The sequence below is a fragment of the Bradyrhizobium sp. C-145 genome (assembly GCF_023375135.1).
Classification (GTDB): Bacteria; Pseudomonadota; Alphaproteobacteria; order Rhizobiales; family Xanthobacteraceae; genus Bradyrhizobium; species Bradyrhizobium zhanjiangense.
Window position 1 is genome coordinate 9,433,449 of record NZ_CP088150.1, and the last position, 16,336, is coordinate 9,449,784.

The following is a 16,336-nucleotide window of genomic DNA, read 5'->3' on the forward strand; positions in this document are numbered from 1 at the left end:
GGCCGCATATTCAATTGCGAACAATTAAATGTGAGGCACCACAATTTAGATTGTGCACAATCGAATTGTCTGCAATACAGATCGCACCACCCGAACCCCCAGGGAGATGAAAATGTCCGTGAACGTCCTCTACAAGACCAGTGCCAAGGCGACCGGCGGCCGCGACGGCCATGCCGCAACCCTCGACGGCGCGCTCGACGTCAAGCTGACCACGCCGAAGGAGCTCGGCGGCGGCGGCGGCGCCGGCAACAATCCCGAGCAGCTGTTCGCGGCCGGCTATGCCGCCTGCTTCATCGGCGCAATGAAGTTCGTGGCTTCGCAGGGCGGCCCCAAGGTTCCCGCCGACGCCTCCGTCACCTCGACCGTCGGCATCGGCCCGCGCTCCGAGGGCGGCTTCGGTCTCGACATCGATCTGGCCGTCTCGCTGCCCGGCCTGGCCCGCGCCGAGGCCGAGGCGCTGGTCGAGAAGGCGCACCAGGTGTGCCCATACTCCAACGCCACGCGCGGCAATGTCGACGTTCGCCTGACGGTCGTCTGACCGGAAGTGCGGATTGGCTGGCCCGAGATCCCCCTCGGGCCGGCCGCTTCCGTGGATTTCCCACTTCGCGGGATTGAGACGCTGGGGCGCATACGGCCCTACGCGCGGGGCCATTGCTGGCGTGCACGAACCTCGCTAGGCCTGTGATCAAACGTCGACACACGGGAAGCGAAGGCATGAGTTCTGAAGCCGCCACAGGTGCCATGAGCGGATTGCGCGTCATCGATCTCACGCGCGTGCTCGGCGGTCCCTATTGCACCCAGATCCTCGCCGACCACGGCGCCGACGTCATCAAGGTCGAGCCGCCCGCGGGCGACGAGGTGCGCGAATGGGGCCCTCCCTTCCACGAGGAGGACGCGGCCTACTTCGTCGGCATCAACCGCAACAAGCGCTCGATCGGCCTCGACCTCGCCTCCGAGGGCGGCCGTGCCGTGCTGCTGAAGATGCTGGAGACGGCCGACGTCCTGATCGAGAATTTCAAGCCGGGCACCCTTGAGAAATGGGGCATCGGCAACGAAGTGCTGCGCGCAAAATTCCCGCGCCTCGTGCATTGCCGGATCTGCGGCTTCGGCGCCGACGGCCCGCGTGGCGGCAATCCCGGCTATGACGCCATCATCCAGGCCATGACCGGCATGATCGCCGCGACCGGCTCGCCGGAGAGCGGCCCAATGCGGATCGGCGTGCCGCTGGTCGACATCACCACCGGCCTTTATGCGGCGATCGGCATCCTGATGGCGCTGTCGGAGCGGCAGCGCTCGGGGCTTGGCCAGTTCCTGGAAACGACGCTGTACGAGACCGGCCTTGCCATCATGCATCCGCACACCGCGAATTATTTCATGCATGGCAAGCCGCCCTCGCTCACCGGCAACGAGCATCCCAACCTCGTGCCCTACGCGATCTTCCCGACGAAAACCGACAACATCTTCATCGGGGTCGGCAATGACGGCACCTTCCGCAAGCTCTGTAAGGAGATCGGCAAGCCCGAGCTCGGCACCGATCCGCGCTTTGCCCGCAACAAGGACCGCATCGCCAATCGCGAGGCGCTACGCGCCGAGCTTGCCGTCGTGTTCAGCCAGCATGAGGCCGAGCCGCTGTGCAATCGCCTGCTCGCGGCCGGCCTGCCGGCAGGCCCGGTGCAGAAAATCGACCAGGCGCTGACCAACCCGCACACGATCGCGCGCGGCGATATCATCGAGAAGGACTGGTACAAGGGCGTGGCCTCGCCGATCCGGCTCGATCGCAGCAAGCCCAGCCTGCGCCGCCTGCCGCCGAAATTCAGCCAGCACTCGGCGGAGGTGCTGGGCGAGTTCCGCTACTCCAGGGCGGAGATCGAGGCGATGGTCGAAAAGGGCGTGGTCTGCGGCCCCGAGCGCAAGCGCTGAGATAAGAGAGATTGAGCGGCGGCGCCGGTCCGCTCCCTCCCCCGCTTGCGGGGGAGGCTGGGGAGAGGGTGTCTCCAAAACGGGACAATCCCCAAGCGGAGAGAGCCCTCACCCGCGCCTTCGGCGCGACCTCTCCCGCAAGCGGGAGAGGTTAATCTGCGGCCGCATCGAGCCCCCATGCCACTCTCCTTTCGCGGCAACACCGCACTTGTCGTGATGCTGCACCGCGAGCGTAGCAGGCTGCCCCTTCGTCTTCGCCTATTTTCCGGCTTCCCTTTTCCAGCGCTTGCCGCTTTCGTTTCGGCCGCTTACACAGTCATGTGAACGTCATATGGCGCTGCTAGCGCAAGCGCTTCTTTATTGACGGGCAAGGGAGGTTTTCTTGATGGCTCTTCGACATTTTGGTGCGGCTGCGGCTGTTGCAATCACGGTTGGCTTGTCGGCCTCGCCGGCCCTGGCCGTGACTGAAATCCAGTGGTGGCACGCGATGACCGGCGCCAACAACGACGTCATCGTCAAGCTCGCGAACGACTTCAACGCATCGCAGAGCGATTACAAGGTGATCCCGACCTACAAAGGCAATTACGCCGACACGATGAACGCCGGCATCGCCGCCTTCCGCGCCGGCAACGCCCCGCACATCATGCAAGTGTTCGAGGTCGGCACCGCGACCATGATGGCCGCGACCGGCGCGGTGAAGCCGGTGTACAAGCTGATGGCCGAGACCGGCGAGAAATTCGATCCGAAGGCCTATCTGCCCGCGATCACCGGTTACTACTCGACCTCGAAGGGCGAGATGCTGTCCTTCCCCTTCAACTCGTCGTCGACGGTGATGTGGGTCAATCTCGACGAGCTGAAGAAGGCCAATGTCGAGATCCCGAAGACCTGGCCGCAGGTGTTCGACGCCGCCAAGAAGCTGCACGACAACGGCCATCCGACCTGCGGCTTCTCCAACTCCTGGGTCACCTGGGTCAATCTCGAGCAGCTCTCCGCCTGGCACAACGTGCCGCTGTCGACCAAGGCCAACGGCCTCGACGGTTTCGACACCGTGCTCGAGTTCAACAGCCCGGTCCAGGTCAAGCACCTCGAGAAGCTGGTCGAACTCCAGAAGGACAAGACCTACGACTATGCCGGCCGCACCAACACCGGTGAAGGCCGCTTCACGTCAGGTGAATGCCCGCTCTATCTGACCTCTTCGGCATTCTTCGGCAACGTCAAGGCGCAGGCCAAGTTCAACTTCACCGCCGTCCCGATGCCCTATTATCCCGACGTGAAGGGCGCGCCGCAGAACTCGATCATCGGCGGTGCCTCGCTCTGGGTCATGGGTGGCAAGTCGGCCGACGATTATAAGGGTGTCGCGAAATTCCTGAGCTTCCTCTCCGATACCGATCGCCAAGTCTACATCCACAAGGCCTCGGGCTATCTGCCGATCACCAAGGCGGCCTATGAGAAGGCCAAGGCGGAAGGCTTCTACAAGGATCAGCCCTATCTCGAGACCCCGCTGCTCGAGCTGACCAACAAGGAGCCGACCGAGAACTCCCGCGGCCTGCGCCTCGGCAACATGGTCCAGCTCCGTGACGTCTGGTCGGAAGAGATCGAGCAGGCGCTCGCCGGCAAGAAGACCGCCAAGCAGGCGCTGGATGCCGCCGTCGAGCGCGGCAACACGATGCTGCGCCAGTTCGAAAAGACCGCCGTCAAGTGAGGCGATCAGCGGCAGGCCGGTAACCCGGCCTGCCGCTCCTGCGGGCATCATGCAAAAGCAAGCCATTTTCCAATCGAAGCTATTGCCCTACGCGCTGGTTGCGCCGCAGCTCGCGATCGTGCTGATTTTCTTCTATTGGCCGGCCTTGCAGGCGGTGATCCAGTCCTACCTGCTCCAGGACGCCTTCGGTCTTTCGACCAGCTTCGTCTGGTTCGACAATTATCTCGAACTTCTGAAGGACCGCGCCTATTTCGAGGCGATCGTGCGGACCTTCTTCTTCTCGTTCGCCATCGCAGTCTCGTCGCTGTCGTTTGCGCTGCTGCTCGCGGTGATGGCGGACAAGCCGCTGCGCGGCTCGATGCTCTACCGCACGCTCTTGATCTGGCCCTATGCGGTGGCGCCGCCGGTCGTCGGCGTGCTCTGGATCTTCATGCTGCACCCCTCGCTGGGTGTGCTCTCGCGCTATGTGCGCGCCTTGGGCGTCGACTGGAATCCGCTGCTCGACGGCGACCAGGCCGCAACGCTGATCATCCTCGCCGCCGCCTGGAAGCAGATCTCCTACAACTTCCTGTTCTTCCTCGCCGGCCTTCAGAGCATCCCGAGAAGCGTGCTTGAGGCGGCCGCGATCGACGGCGCGCGCCCGATGCGCCGATTCTGGACCGTGACGTTCCCGCTGCTGTCGCCGACCATCTTCTTCCTGCTGGTCGTCAACATCGTCTACGCCTTCTTCGACACCTTCGGCATCATCGACACCATGACCCGCGGCGGTCCCGGCAAGTCGACGGAGACGCTGGTCTACAAGGTCTATTCCGACGGCCTGCTCGGCGGCAATCTCGGCAGCTCCGCGGCGCAATCGGTGATCCTGATGATCATGGTGATCGTGCTGACGGGAATCCAGTTCCGCTTCGTCGAACGCAAGGTGACCTACTGATGGTCGAGCAAGAGGGCATCAGGCGCTACGTCGCTCATATCATCCTCTGGATCGGGATCGCGATCGTCGCGTTCCCCGTCTACATCGCGATCGTCGCCTCGACCCAGGACAACGCCCTGATCGCGAACGGACAGATGTCGCTGCTGCCCGGCGGCCATTTCTTCCAGACTTACTACCAGACCATCTTCGTCGGCACGAGCGGCTCGACCCGCGAGCCGGTCGGCAACATGATGCTGAACTCGCTGGTGATGGCGCTCTTGATCGCGGTCGGCAAGATCGCGATCTCGATCATCTCAGCCTATGCGATCGTCTATTTCCGCTTTCCGTTCCGGATGCCGATCTTCTGGCTCATCTTCATCACCCTGATGCTGCCGGTCGAGGTGCGCATCTATCCGACCTACAAGATCGTCGCCGATCTGCACATGCTCGACAGCTATGCCGGCCTGTCACTGCCGCTGATCGCGTCGGCCACCGCAACGCTGCTGTTCCGCCAGTTCTTCATGACGGTGCCGGACGAACTTTTGGAAGCCTCGCGCATCGACGGCGCCGGCCCCTTGCGCTTCTTCTGGGATACGCTGCTGCCGCTGTCGCGCACCAACATGGCCGCGCTGTTCGTGATCCTGTTCATCCTCGGCTGGAATCAATATCTCTGGCCACTGCTGATCACCACCCGCGACGACATGCAGACGATCCAGATCGGCATCCGCAAGATGATCACCACCAGCGACGCACTCACCGAATGGCCGATCGTGATGGCAACCGCCGTGCTGGCCATGCTGCCGCCGGTGTTCGTCGTCGTCGCCATGCAGAAGCTGTTCGTGCGCGGACTGGTCGAGACGGAAAAGTAGGTTCTTGGAAATGAGTTTTCATGGCTAACGTCACCCTGCGCAGCGTCCGCAAGACCTATCCCGGCGGCTTCGAAGCCATCAAGGGCGTCGACGTCGATGTCGGCGACGGCCAGTTCTGCGTACTGGTCGGCCCCTCGGGCTGCGGCAAGTCCACATTGCTGCGCATGGTCGCGGGGCTGGAGACCGTCACCGGCGGCGAGATCGACATCGGCGGCCGCGTCGTCAACCAGATCGAGCCGGCCGATCGCGACATCGCGATGGTGTTCCAGAACTACGCGCTCTATCCGCATATGAGCGTCTACAACAACATGGCCTACGGCCTGCGCAACCGCGGCATGGCGGAAGCCGAGATCAAGACCCGCGTCGAGGAAGCCGCGCGCGTGCTCGAGCTCTCCGCCATGCTGGAGCGCAAGCCGCGCCAGCTCTCCGGCGGCCAGCGCCAGCGCGTCGCCATGGGCCGCGCCATCGTGCGTCAGCCAAAAGTGTTTCTGTTCGACGAGCCGCTCTCCAATCTCGACGCCAAGCTGCGCATCGCGATGCGGGTCGAGATCCGCAAATTGCAGCGCCGCCTCAACACCACGTCGATCTATGTCACCCATGACCAGCTCGAGGCGATGACGCTCGCCGACATCCTGGTGGTGATGAACGGCGGCCAGGTCGAGCAGGTCGGCAACCCCCTCGCGATCTACGAGAAGCCGGCGACCACCTTCGTCGCCTCTTTCATCGGAGCACCGCCGATGAATCTGATGTCGACGCGCCCTGACGAGATCAGATCGCAGCTCAATGGTGTAGGCGAGGCCGGCATCCTAGGCATCCGCCCGGAGGACTTCGTCATCACCGACCAGACGCCCGCCGGCGGCGTCGCGTTGCCGCTGACAGTTGAAGCGATCGAGCGAGTCGGTGCCGAAACCTTCGTCTACGGCTCGCGCCAGCAGGAGGAGCAGCGCGTCGCCGCGACCCCCGGCGAGCTGCCGCCGGGCGAGGTCATCGTCCGCATTCCCGGAACCGAAGCGCCGGCGATCGGCCAGAACATCCGCGTCGCGGCGGTGCGGTCGAAGCTGCACCTGTTCAGCGGCGACGGGCGCAAGCGGATCGAGGCCTGACCGGTTCCAGGAGCCGGCCAACCAAAAAGTGCGAAAACAACCCCATGCACAGTAGAAGGGGCTTGTTTTCGTTACGATAAATCGAGACTCGTCATGCCCGGGCTTGTCCCGGGCATCCACGTTCTTGGCGCCGCGGGTAAGATCGTGGATGGCCGGGACAAGCCCGGCCATGACGCCCGGAAAGGCCCATCCACAGCCTCCCCGGCTACCTGCTTGAACCGCCTCGGGGATATGCCCATATTGCTGACCAAGGGGTGCCGCTTCCGGGCCCTGAAACACCAAAGTCGCTTCTGCGAGGACTTTGTAAACTATGTCTCGTGTTCCAACGCTCTCCAGTCCCTTTCTGCTGGGCTTCGACGAGATCGAGCGCGTGCTCGATCGGGTCGTCAAAGGCGCCGACGGTTATCCTCCCTACAATATCGAGAGGTGCGACCGCGCGGATGGCCAGCCCGAGCGTTTGCGCATCACGCTGGCGGTCGCCGGATTCACCCGCGACCAACTCGATGTAACCATTGAGGAAAACCAGCTCGTGATCCGCGGGCGGCAGCAGGACGACAAGACCCGGCAATACATCCATCGCGGCATCGCCGCGCGCCACTTCCAGCGCACCTTCGTGCTGGCGGAGGGGATGCAGGTGCTGGGCGCGGATCTGAAGAACGGGCTGTTGTCGATCGATCTGGCCCGGCCTGAACCGGAGAGGATCGTTAAGACAATCGCTATCAATGAGCACGAATAATGGAACGAGTAGCGGACTCGACCGCTTAGTGTTCCAGAGGAGTCGAGACCATGAGTGAAGGTCACGTTGCGTTCGAATATGAAGCCAAGAATGTCTCTCCGGAGACGCTGGCAACACTCGGCGAAGGTCATATCGCCTATGTGAAGCAGATCCGCTCCGAGGACGTGCCGGACCTGTTCCCCGAGGCGCCCAAGATTGCGCCGGGCCTCAAGCTCTTCGCGCTCCACGCCGCCGACGGCACGCCGATCATGCTGACCGACAGCCGGGAAGCCGCGATCGCCAACGCCTGGAGCAACGAGCTGCAAGCGGTGAGCGTGCACTGAGCGCACGCGCGTTCGCACGAGTAGAGTTTCAAGCGGGCATGCCTTCACGCGAAGGCGTGCCCGTTTTCATTTCGAGCGATATCGTCTCGGCATCGTCATTGCGAGGAGCGAAGCGACGAAGCAATCCAGAATCCCTCCGCGGAAAGATTCTGGATTGCTTCGCTTCGCTCGCAATGACGGAGTGTGAAGCTACAGGGTGCTCAACTCTCGTGTCCCGGACGCGGTGCAGCAGGAAACGTTGCGGCGCAGAGCCGGGACCCAGAAAGCAACACGCACAATGTGGAGACGTGGGCCCCAGCTCTGCGGCGCACCGCACTCGACGATGCTTCGCATCGCGAGGGAAGCGCTGCGCTGCGTCCGGGGCACGCTCCCTTACAGTCGGCAATGACGGTGTTGAGAGAGCTGCGCTCGCAGTGACGCTCAGGCCGCCGTCGCCGGCGGCAGCGCCAGCACCGAATAGATCGCCTGGGCGTCACGCGAGGCGCGGAGTTTTTTGGCGATGTCCTGGTCGCGCAGCAGGCGGGCGATGCGGGCGAGGGCTTTGAGATGGTCGGCGCCGGCGCCTTCGGGAGCGAGCAGCAGGAAGACGAGATCGACCGGCTGGCCGTCCATCGATTCGAAATCGATCGGGCGATCGAGGCGCGCGAACAGGCCGAAGATCTTGTCGAGCTTGGGCAGCTTGCCGTGGGGAATGGCAACGCCATAGCCGACTGCGGTGGTGCCGAGCTTCTCGCGCTGAAGCAGCACCTCGAAGACGGAGCGCTCGTTCTGCCCGGTCAGCTCGGCGGCCTTGGCCGCGAGTTCCTGCAAGGCTTGCTTCTTGCTGTTGACTTTCAATGCCGGGAGAATCGCCTCGGGTGCGACCAGATCGGTAATCGGCATGGAAGCTTTCCGAGGTGAATTAAACCGTCAGGTTCCGATTTGGCCATCTTGGAAGACCAAGCTGAGCCGGTGTCAATAACATGAAGCAGGAGGGGGACTTAGCCCCGGTCCTGATGTGGGGCGCTTCTACTCCAACGCAATCCCGGTGCCAACTCCCGCGTGCGGCTTTGCCCACGGTCATTGTTAAGGCTTGCGGAGGATACGGAACCATTAACCGTCCACCTTGCGGTCTGTTTTGCCGCCCGGAGGGTCGATCCAGCCCACATTGCCGTCGGCGCGGCGGTAAATGATGTTCACCCGGCCCGAGGAGCCGTGCTGGAACACCAGGCAAGGCGCCCCGCTGAGGTCGAGTTCCATGACGGCCTCGCTGACCGACAGCGACTTGAGCGAGGTGGTTTGCTCCGCGATGATCACGGGGCTGTAGCCGGAGACCTCGTCCTCGCCCTCGGGCGCCTCGAGCACATAGCTCGTGGCATTGAGCGCAGCCATCGCCTCGGTGGCGGCATGGGCCTTGCGGGCGGAACGGTCCTTGAGGCGGTTCTTGTAGCGGCGCAGCCGCTTCTCGATCATCAGCAGCGCCTGGTCGGCGCTGGCATAGGCATCCGGCGCGTTCGAATCGGCTTCCAGGGTGATTCCCGAATCGAGGTGCAGCGCGCAATCGGTGCGGAAGCCGAAGCCGTCCTTGCTCAGCGTGATGTGGCCGGAATAGTTGCCGTCGAAATATTTGCGCAGCACCTCGTCGGTGCGGTCGGCAACGCGGCCGCGCAGGGCCTCGCCGACGTTGATGCTCTTGCCCGAAATCCGGAGAGTCATGTGATGCCTCGCTTGGTTTGCGCCTCAGCTGCGATGACGGATCACCGCAGCTGAAGTTGTTCCCTGCGCATGATCTCCCCGCAAACGCGTTCCGCATTTGTCGGGAGGGAAAACCTTTTCCGGATCATGCGCATGCTTGGATCGGTCTCAATGGGGAGGTGAGAGTAGCGCGATTTCGCCCCGGCGCAATCAGGCCGGCTCGGTGTTGCGGGAACGATCGGACATTGCGGTGGAGAGGACGTTACCAAGGGCACTCTGCTTGTCGCGGCGGCGTTGCACCGAGGAGGGTATACGCATGGCTTCGCGGTACTTCGCGACCGTGCGGCGGGCAATATCAATGCCCGAGGCGCGCAAGCGTTCCACGATGGTGTCATCCGACAGGATCGCCGTGGGCTCTTCCGCATCGATCAGCTGCTTGATGTGGTGGCGAACGGCTTCGGCGGAATGCGCCTCGCCGCCGTCGGCCGAGGCGATCGAGGCCGTGAAGAAATATTTCAGCTCGAACGTGCCGCGATTGGTCGCCATGTATTTGTTGGCGGTGACGCGCGACACTGTGGATTCATGCATCTGGATGGCATCGGCGACGGCCTTGAGATTGAGCGGCCGCAAGTGTGCCACGCCATGGGTGAAGAAGCCGTCCTGCTGGCGCACGATCTCGGTTGCAACTTTCAGGATGGTGCGGGCGCGCTGGTCGAGCGCGCGCACCAGCCAGGTCGCGTTCTGAAGCGCATCGGTGAAGTAGGACTTGTCGCCGTCCTTGCCGATCTTCTTCGACAGCTCGGAATAGTAGGTCTGGTTGACCAGCACGCGCGGCAGGGTGTCGCTGTTGAGCTCGACGTGCCAGCCGCCGTCGGGACCCGGGCGGACATAGACGTCGGGCACCATGGTCTGGAGCCGCGCCGAGCCGAACTTCATACCGGGCTTGGGATTGAGGCGGCGGATCTCGCCGATCATGTCGGCGATGTCCTCGTCGTCGACGCCGCAAAGCTTGCGCAAGGACGCGATGTCGCGCTTGGCGAGGAGATCGAGATGCTCGACCAGCGCCTGCATGGCCGGATCGTAGCGGTCGAGCTCGCGCAGCTGGATCGCCAGGCATTCGCTCAAATTGCGCGCACAGACGCCGGGCGGATCGAATTTTTGCAGCACGGCAAGGACGTCCTCGACATCCTGTTGCGATGCGCCGAGACGCTCGGCGGCCTGGCCGAGATCCGGCGGCAGGTAGCCGGCCTCATCGACGAGGTCGATCAGGTACTGGCCGATCATGCGCTGCGCCGGCGCGGTGAAGGCGACCGAGAGTTGCTCGGCGAGATGATCCGACAACGTCGTCTCGGCCGCGACAAAAGCTTCGAGATTGTAGTCTTCGTCACCCGAGGCGCCGCCACCCCATTCGGTATAGGTGGTCGGCGCGGCGTCCTGGGCGTTGCGCGCAGCCGCCTCGGCCGGCTCCTCGGAGAAGACGTTGTCGAGGCCGGTGTCCAGGGTCTGCTCGATCTCGGCGCGGGTGCCGAGATCCTTGCTCATCCATTCTTCCTGGCCGGGCTCGAAGGCCTCCGCGCTGCCACCAAAGCCGTCGTCGCCAAAACTGTCGCCGTTACCATCGTCTTGGCCGCGGGCCTCCTCGCCGTACTGGCCGGCGTCGGCGGAAGCTTCGCCGCCGGCTTCGTCATTGGCCCGCTCCAGCAGCGGGTTACGCTCGAGTTCCTCCTCCACGAAGGTCGTGAGATCGAGATTGGACAATTGCAGCAGCTTGATCGCCTGCATCAGCTGCGGCGTCATGACCAGCGACTGCGATTGCCGGAACTCTAATCTCTGCGTGAGCGCCATGAAGCAAGAACCGTTCCCAAAAATTGGTCCGATTTTTGCTTACCCTAGTCCGGGCCCGATGTACACGTCTTGACGAAACGCAAAAACGGGCTAGAGGCGGAATTCCTCGCCAAGGTAAAGCCGGCGCACGTCTGGATCGGCGACGATCTCATCCGGGGTACCCTCGGTCAGGATTTCACCGGCATAGACGATGTAGGCACGATCGGTGAGGCCGAGCGTCTCGCGCACATTGTGGTCGGTGATCAAGACTCCGATGCCGCGATTGGTGAGATGGCGGACGAGGTCCTGGATGTCGCCGACCGCGATCGGATCGATGCCGGCGAAGGGCTCGTCGAGCAGCATGTAGTTCGGCCGCGTCGCCAGCGCGCGCGCGATCTCGACGCGGCGGCGCTCACCGCCTGATAGCGCGATCGACGGCGATTTCCGCAGGCGCGTGATGTTGAACTCGTCGAGCAGCGAATCGAGCTGCTGCTCCCGCTTCTTGCGCGAGGGCTCGACCACTTCGAGCACGGCGCGGATGTTCTGCTCGACGGTGAGGCCGCGGAAGATCGAGGCCTCCTGCGGCAGATAGCCGATGCCGAGCCGCGCGCGCTGATACATCGGGAGTTTCGTGACGTCGTGGCCGTCGAGCTCGATGGCGCCGCGATCGGCCTTGATCAGGCCGGTGATCATGTAGAACACGGTGGTCTTGCCGGCGCCGTTCGGGCCGAGCAGGCCGACGGCTTCGCCACGGCGCACATAGATGCTGACGCCGCGCACCACCTGGCGGCTGCCGAAGGCCTTTTCCACGCTATGCACAGCCAGGAAGCCGGGCCGCCGCAGCAGCTGCGGTCCGCCCGTTCCATTGGACCTGCCGGCGGCCCTGACGGGGTGAACCGCCTGCGGACGCGGCGGCTCGGCTTGATAGTCGCCCTGGAATTGGTCGGGCGCCCGCATCGCCTGGTCACGGGCGAGCGGCGGCGCGTCCCGCACCGGGCTGGTCACGAGACCGCCAACGTTGTCACCGAGCGCGGTGATGTCCTGACGCGCAAACCCTGGCCGGCCGCGTTTGGCGGGGCGCCGACGGAACATGCTGAAGAGATCGACCATCCCCGCCTTCTAGCCTTTCACGACGATCCTGCACGACAATCCTGCACGATGATCCGCGCGTGATCCCGCGATCTGCCACCCCGGCCTTGTGATCCGCCGGTGCAGCGTGGGTGAAGGGATGTCTCATGCCCAGTGAAACACGCCCGAAAAGCGGCGAACCCCGCTTCGAAAGCCCTTCGCGCTAGATACAGTCTTGCCGGGCAAGCTTCAACCTCGGATCGGGAGCATCCGACACAAGTGCTTGAATTTACTTTTGTTTACTTGCGCCCGGTAACTGCAAAGGCGGCGCCGTGCCGGGTTTGGCGCCCTGGCCGCAATCACTGCTGCCGCCCTGCGGCAGCAGGGCCTGAACGCGGCCGCTGTCGGATTCCACACGTGAGACGCCGGTCGTCATGTCGACCATCAGACGGTCGCCGCGCAGCACGTTCTTGCACTGCGTCAAGACCACGCCGCCGATCATGGTGATGAGGTTGGTCTTGGTATCGAACACGGCGGTCTCGCCCGTTACCACCTGGTCCTTCTGGGTGACCACGACATTGCCGCGCGCCTCCAGCCGCTTGATCGCGGAGCTGCCGCCCGGACCGGGCGTTGCCGACTGCATCGGCGCCGCCTTCGCGCCCTTCGCCGCGGGCTGCGGCGTGGCCGGCTTGTCGCCGCCGCTCGACTCGTAAAACACCACAAGCGTTTTCGAGGTCATGGTGGTGTCGCCCTGCACGACCTTCACATTGCCGGCGAAGGTCGCCTCCTTCTTCTTGTCGCGCATCTCGAGCGAGGCGGCCTCGATCTGGATCGGCTGATCGCGGTTTTGCGAAAAGCCCTGCATCGCGTTGGGCACGCCTTGCATCGTGCTCTGTGCGACCGCGCCACCTGTTGCCATCAGCACGACGGTGGCGGCAAGCGCGGCCGCGTTGATGATGGCGCTCCGCTTGTTGTCGTTGCGCGAAAAAAAACTGATCATGAAAATCACTTTGAATTGGCAGACTTGTTCTGAGGCGTGCGCGTCTTCGCAGGTGGCGCTGGATCGGGTGGCGCAGGCTGCGCGGCGGCGGTGTCGTCCAGCTTGTCGAGGTGCATCACCACGTTGCCCTCGAAGCGGATGAGATCGCCGCCCTCAGTGATCCGCAGCCGGTCCGCAGTCAGCGTGCCGTTGGTCAGCTTGACGTCGACGCGCTCGTCGGAAGTGACCGTGCCCTTGTTCATGTCGACGAAGGCGGAGTTCAGCCGCGCCTCGTAGCCGGTGGAGGTACGCAGCAAGATGTCCTTGTGCAGATCGAGCTGCTGCTGCTTGTTGTCGAAACGGCCGGTGCGAGCGTCGAGGAACAGGGTGGATTGATCCTCCATCAGGACCTTCGCGCGCAGGTCGGCGAGATCGACGTGATCGGGATCGGTGATGTCCTGCGTCGCGGTCTTGGCCCAGAGCTCGTAGGGCCGCTGGTCCGGGGTGAAGCCGGCGAGATGCGGCGATTCCATCGTGATCTTGGTGCCCGACACCACCATGTTTCCGGAATCGAGCGGCAGCTTCGGCATCAGCATGCGGAACGGATTGAAGACCGACACGCCGACGATGGCGGCCATGGACAGCAGCACCGCGCCCGGCACCGCGACACGCAGAATCCGCACCAGGCGGCTGTGGCGCGCCGCGCTGGCAAACTTCGCCGCAAGCGCGGCGTCGTAGGTGGGATTCTGGGCCGAGTTCACCGCTGCTCCAGCGTGTCGCTAACCTTGTCCAGTCGAAGGCGCCCCATTGTACCCGACGCCGCCGAAATATGCAGCCGGCGACAGGCCGTTACGAAAGTGTCCGAAACGGGGCGGCAGCCCTGAACCTGGCGACCACAGGAGGCGTCAGGAATGCGCGAAAATGTCCTCTTCCGCCCAACCCTGCAGGTCGAGCAGGGCGCGGGTCGGCAGGAAGTCGAAACAGGCCTGAGCCAGCTGGGTGCGGCCTTCCCGCACCAGCATGGCATCGAGCCGCTCGCGCAAGCCGTGCAGATGCAGCACGTCGGAGGCGGCATAGGCGAGCTGCGGCTCGGTCAGGCTGTCGGAGCCCCAGTCGCTGGACTGCTGCTGCTTGGAGAGGTCGATGTTGAGCACCTCGCGCACGAGGTCTTTCAGGCCATGGCGGTCGGTATAGGTGCGGGTCAGGCGGGAGGCGATCTTGGTGCAGTAGATCGGCCCGGTCATGACCCCGAAGGTCTGGTACAGCACCGCGATGTCGAACCGCCCGAAGTGGAAGATCTTGGTGATAGCGGGATTGGCCAGCAGCGCCTTCAGATTCGGCGCGTCGGTGTGGCCCTTGGGGATCTGCACCACGTCGGCACTGCCGTCGCCGGGCGAGAGCTGCACCACGCAGAGCCGGTCGCGGTGCGGGTTCAGCCCCATGGTCTCGGTGTCGATCGCCACCGCTCCGGTGTAGCGGGACAAGTCGGGCAGGTCGCCGCGATGCAGGCGTACGGTCATGGCGTTTCAAAACCTCGAATCGGTCGGTCGGCAGAATAGGCTAATCGGGATTACCCGCGATGTATCCACTCGCAGCACGCCGCGCAAGCGCCGGCCGTGACCTTACGGGCCGGTCAGATCGCCGCCAGCATGATGCAGATCATCGCCGCCACCGTGATGCGGCTGGGGCCGTCGCGGAAAGCGTAGAGAATCGGATCGTCAGGCATCTCGCGGCGATGCGCCATCATCAGGGCGCGGCCGAACCAGTAGAGCAGCAGCGGGTTGAGCAGCCATAGCATCCAGGGGCGGCTGTAGAGCGGCGTCACTGCGGAGGAGGAGACGTAGAGCGAGAACACGGTCACCGCGTTCATCGCGCTCGCCGCCGCCATCGCGGCGATGACATGCAGATCGGTGATCCTGTAGTCGCGGTTGGAGGGATCGGCGAGGCCGGCGCTCTCGCGCATGCTGAGCTCGCTGAAGCGCTTGATCAGCGCCAGCGAGGTGAACACGAACAGCGAGAAGATCAACAGCCATTCCGACAGCACCACGCCGACGCCGACGGCGCCGGCGATGATGCGCAAGCTGTAGAGGCCCGCCAGCGTCACCACGTCGACCAGCATCTTGCGCTTGAGCGCGAGCGAATAGCCGATCGTGGTGACGAGGTAGGCGCCGAGCACGCCGAGGAAGAGGGGCGAGATGCAGAGGCCGGCGACGAGCGCGAACAGCCACAGCGCAGGAATCGCTGATAGCGCCGAGGAGATCGGCAAATCGCCGGCCGCGAGCGCGCGATGGCGCTTGGTCGGATGCTGCCGATCGGCCGCGAGATCCAGGAGATCGTTCATCAGATAGGCGCCCGACGCGCAGGCCGAGAACGCCATGAACGCCAGCAGCGCATAGCCGAGCGTCGAAAGGTTCAGCTGATGCGCGGTGAGCGCCGGCACGAACACCAGCGTGTTCTTGGCATATTGATAGATGCGCAGCGCCTTGGCCCAGGTTTTTAGGCTGACGCGACTTCCGCCTCGGTTGTCGATGCGCTCGACCGCGCCGCGATCGAACGTCAACGTGTTGCCCGCAGCAAGATCGGCCGGCGTCACGACGCCGTCAAAACCAAGATGCGCGGCAATGCCCGTCGCATGATCGACGAAACGTCCGGCGACGAGATAGATCTTCGCGCCCCGCGCCCGCGCCGCCAGCGCTCGGTTCAGCACATCGGAATCATAGGGCAGATGGGCATAGTCGATCTCGGCCCGCGCCAGGATTTCCGTGAGCGCCGCCATGCCCGCCCGTCCGCCTGCGCCGAAGCGGGCCAGCATGCGTCCAGGCGCGCTGAACAGCGCTTCCATCAGCAGTTCGGAACGCAGCAGCGCGCCTTCCAGATCGACGACAAGCGTCCGCCCAGCCGCCGCAATCGCCGACGGTGCCGGGTCGCTAGAATCGTACTGCCGGGCAGGCTGCTCCATCCGAAAATGCTCTTACTTGCCGCCAAATGACCGGCCCAAAGGCCGGGGAGCAGGGGAAATGGATGGCCGCGAGCCTAAGCGGCATTCGCTAAGGGCGGCTTAACTCGCCGTAAGAGGGGCGGACGGTCTCCCGCCGAAGGCCCTGTTGCCCAAATCCCACAACCCGCGCGCGCGTCCTGTTCCGGCAGAGCTTTTGCCTTGCGCCCTGTGGACATCGTCCCAGCCCACCCTATCTGCCAGTTTCTCGCGTCCCCGTCGCCCTCACCCTG

General features: G+C 64.0%; 16 protein-coding genes. 8 read left to right on the top strand and 8 right to left on the bottom strand.

Translation table 11 applies throughout. The annotated features are described in order from the left end of the window. Positions 1-112 precede the first annotated feature (112 nt). From LRP30_RS44380 to LRP30_RS44415, 8 genes are all read left to right on the top strand, one after another. On the top strand, positions 113-538 hold the full coding sequence (locus tag LRP30_RS44380; RefSeq protein ID WP_061023501.1) for an organic hydroperoxide resistance protein: 426 nt from the start codon (positions 113-115) through the stop codon (positions 536-538). A 176-nt stretch (positions 539-714) separates the two neighbouring features. Further along, positions 715-1,920: a CaiB/BaiF CoA-transferase family protein gene (locus LRP30_RS44385; RefSeq protein ID WP_249758904.1), complete on the top strand. Its 1,206-nt coding sequence runs from the start codon at positions 715-717 to the stop codon at positions 1,918-1,920. Positions 1,921-2,305: 385 nt separating this feature from the next. Continuing rightward, positions 2,306-3,622, top strand: a complete 1,317-nt coding sequence (ugpB, locus tag LRP30_RS44390; RefSeq protein ID WP_128930433.1) for a sn-glycerol-3-phosphate ABC transporter substrate-binding protein UgpB — start codon at positions 2,306-2,308, stop codon at positions 3,620-3,622. 49 nt (positions 3,623-3,671) lie between these two features. Next, positions 3,672-4,553, top strand: coding sequence for a sn-glycerol-3-phosphate ABC transporter permease UgpA (ugpA, locus tag LRP30_RS44395; RefSeq protein ID WP_128930434.1), 882 nt, complete (start codon positions 3,672-3,674; stop codon positions 4,551-4,553). After that, entirely contained in the window at positions 4,553-5,401 is an 849-nt protein-coding gene (gene ugpE, locus LRP30_RS44400) for a sn-glycerol-3-phosphate ABC transporter permease UgpE (protein WP_128930435.1), read from the top strand. Before ugpA ends, ugpE begins: the two co-directional genes overlap by 1 nt. Before the next feature lie 20 nt (positions 5,402-5,421). After that, complete coding sequence (locus tag LRP30_RS44405; protein WP_249758905.1) at positions 5,422-6,504, top strand: sn-glycerol-3-phosphate import ATP-binding protein UgpC; 1,083 nt, start codon at positions 5,422-5,424, stop codon at positions 6,502-6,504. 310 nt (positions 6,505-6,814) lie between these two features. Further along, complete coding sequence (locus tag LRP30_RS44410; protein WP_091882361.1) at positions 6,815-7,240, top strand: Hsp20 family protein; 426 nt, start codon at positions 6,815-6,817, stop codon at positions 7,238-7,240. Positions 7,241-7,290: 50 nt separating this feature from the next. Next, a complete protein-coding gene (locus tag LRP30_RS44415; protein ID WP_035704148.1) occupies positions 7,291-7,563 on the top strand; it encodes a DUF1150 domain-containing protein in 273 nt (90 codons plus the stop codon). A gap of 420 nt (positions 7,564-7,983) precedes the next feature. On the opposite strand, the gene ptsN is transcribed toward LRP30_RS44415, so the two are convergent. The 8 genes from ptsN to LRP30_RS44455 form a co-directional block, all read right to left on the bottom strand. Further along, the gene (gene ptsN, locus LRP30_RS44420) at positions 7,984-8,445 is read right to left on the bottom strand and encodes a PTS IIA-like nitrogen regulatory protein PtsN (protein ID WP_091882367.1); all 462 of its coding nucleotides are present in this window, start codon (positions 8,443-8,445) and stop codon (positions 7,984-7,986) included. A 210-nt stretch (positions 8,446-8,655) separates the two neighbouring features. Continuing rightward, positions 8,656-9,258 carry a ribosome-associated translation inhibitor RaiA gene (gene raiA / locus LRP30_RS44425; RefSeq protein WP_128930437.1) on the bottom strand — a complete coding sequence of 201 codons (603 nt, stop codon included), beginning with the start codon at positions 9,256-9,258 and terminating at the stop codon, positions 8,656-8,658. A 189-nt stretch (positions 9,259-9,447) separates the two neighbouring features. After that, positions 9,448-11,082, bottom strand: coding sequence for an RNA polymerase factor sigma-54 (gene rpoN, locus LRP30_RS44430; protein WP_249758906.1), 1,635 nt, complete (start codon positions 11,080-11,082; stop codon positions 9,448-9,450). A 90-nt stretch (positions 11,083-11,172) separates the two neighbouring features. Then, a complete protein-coding gene (gene lptB, locus LRP30_RS44435) occupies positions 11,173-12,171 on the bottom strand; it encodes an LPS export ABC transporter ATP-binding protein (protein ID WP_249758907.1) in 999 nt (332 codons plus the stop codon). 247 nt (positions 12,172-12,418) lie between these two features. Further along, the gene (locus LRP30_RS44440; protein WP_249758908.1) at positions 12,419-13,129 is read right to left on the bottom strand and encodes an LptA/OstA family protein; all 711 of its coding nucleotides are present in this window, start codon (positions 13,127-13,129) and stop codon (positions 12,419-12,421) included. Between the two features lie 5 nt (positions 13,130-13,134). Then, positions 13,135-13,869: an LPS export ABC transporter periplasmic protein LptC gene (lptC, locus tag LRP30_RS44445; RefSeq protein ID WP_128930441.1), complete on the bottom strand. Its 735-nt coding sequence runs from the start codon at positions 13,867-13,869 to the stop codon at positions 13,135-13,137. Positions 13,870-14,013: 144 nt separating this feature from the next. Further along, positions 14,014-14,628, bottom strand: coding sequence for a ribonuclease D (locus LRP30_RS44450; RefSeq protein WP_128940726.1), 615 nt, complete (start codon positions 14,626-14,628; stop codon positions 14,014-14,016). 113 nt (positions 14,629-14,741) lie between these two features. Next, the gene (locus tag LRP30_RS44455; protein WP_249758909.1) at positions 14,742-16,067 is read right to left on the bottom strand and encodes a UbiA family prenyltransferase; all 1,326 of its coding nucleotides are present in this window, start codon (positions 16,065-16,067) and stop codon (positions 14,742-14,744) included. Positions 16,068-16,336 lie beyond the last annotated feature (269 nt).

Bases quoted from the DNA above. Each gene is read 5' to 3' on its own strand.
- LRP30_RS44410 (WP_091882361.1), top strand. From the start codon at position 6,815: ATGTCTCGTGTTCCAACGCTCTCCAGTCCCTTTCTGCTGGGCTTCGAC.
- LRP30_RS44440 (WP_249758908.1), bottom strand. From the start codon at position 13,129: ATGATCAGTTTTTTTTCGCGCAACGACAACAAGCGGAGCGCCATCATC.
- lptB (WP_249758907.1), bottom strand. From the start codon at position 12,171: ATGGTCGATCTCTTCAGCATGTTCCGTCGGCGCCCCGCCAAACGCGGC.
- LRP30_RS44455 (WP_249758909.1), bottom strand. From the start codon at position 16,067: ATGGAGCAGCCTGCCCGGCAGTACGATTCTAGCGACCCGGCACCGTCG.
- LRP30_RS44415 (WP_035704148.1), top strand. From the start codon at position 7,291: ATGAGTGAAGGTCACGTTGCGTTCGAATATGAAGCCAAGAATGTCTCT.
- LRP30_RS44450 (WP_128940726.1), bottom strand. From the start codon at position 14,628: ATGACCGTACGCCTGCATCGCGGCGACCTGCCCGACTTGTCCCGCTAC.
- LRP30_RS44405 (WP_249758905.1), top strand. From the start codon at position 5,422: ATGGCTAACGTCACCCTGCGCAGCGTCCGCAAGACCTATCCCGGCGGC.
- LRP30_RS44385 (WP_249758904.1), top strand. From the start codon at position 715: ATGAGTTCTGAAGCCGCCACAGGTGCCATGAGCGGATTGCGCGTCATC.
- ptsN (WP_091882367.1), bottom strand. From the start codon at position 8,445: ATGCCGATTACCGATCTGGTCGCACCCGAGGCGATTCTCCCGGCATTG.
- rpoN (WP_249758906.1), bottom strand. From the start codon at position 11,082: ATGGCGCTCACGCAGAGATTAGAGTTCCGGCAATCGCAGTCGCTGGTC.
- LRP30_RS44380 (WP_061023501.1), top strand. From the start codon at position 113: ATGTCCGTGAACGTCCTCTACAAGACCAGTGCCAAGGCGACCGGCGGC.
- raiA (WP_128930437.1), bottom strand. From the start codon at position 9,258: ATGACTCTCCGGATTTCGGGCAAGAGCATCAACGTCGGCGAGGCCCTG.
- ugpE (WP_128930435.1), top strand. From the start codon at position 4,553: ATGGTCGAGCAAGAGGGCATCAGGCGCTACGTCGCTCATATCATCCTC.
- ugpB (WP_128930433.1), top strand. From the start codon at position 2,306: ATGGCTCTTCGACATTTTGGTGCGGCTGCGGCTGTTGCAATCACGGTT.
- ugpA (WP_128930434.1), top strand. From the start codon at position 3,672: ATGCAAAAGCAAGCCATTTTCCAATCGAAGCTATTGCCCTACGCGCTG.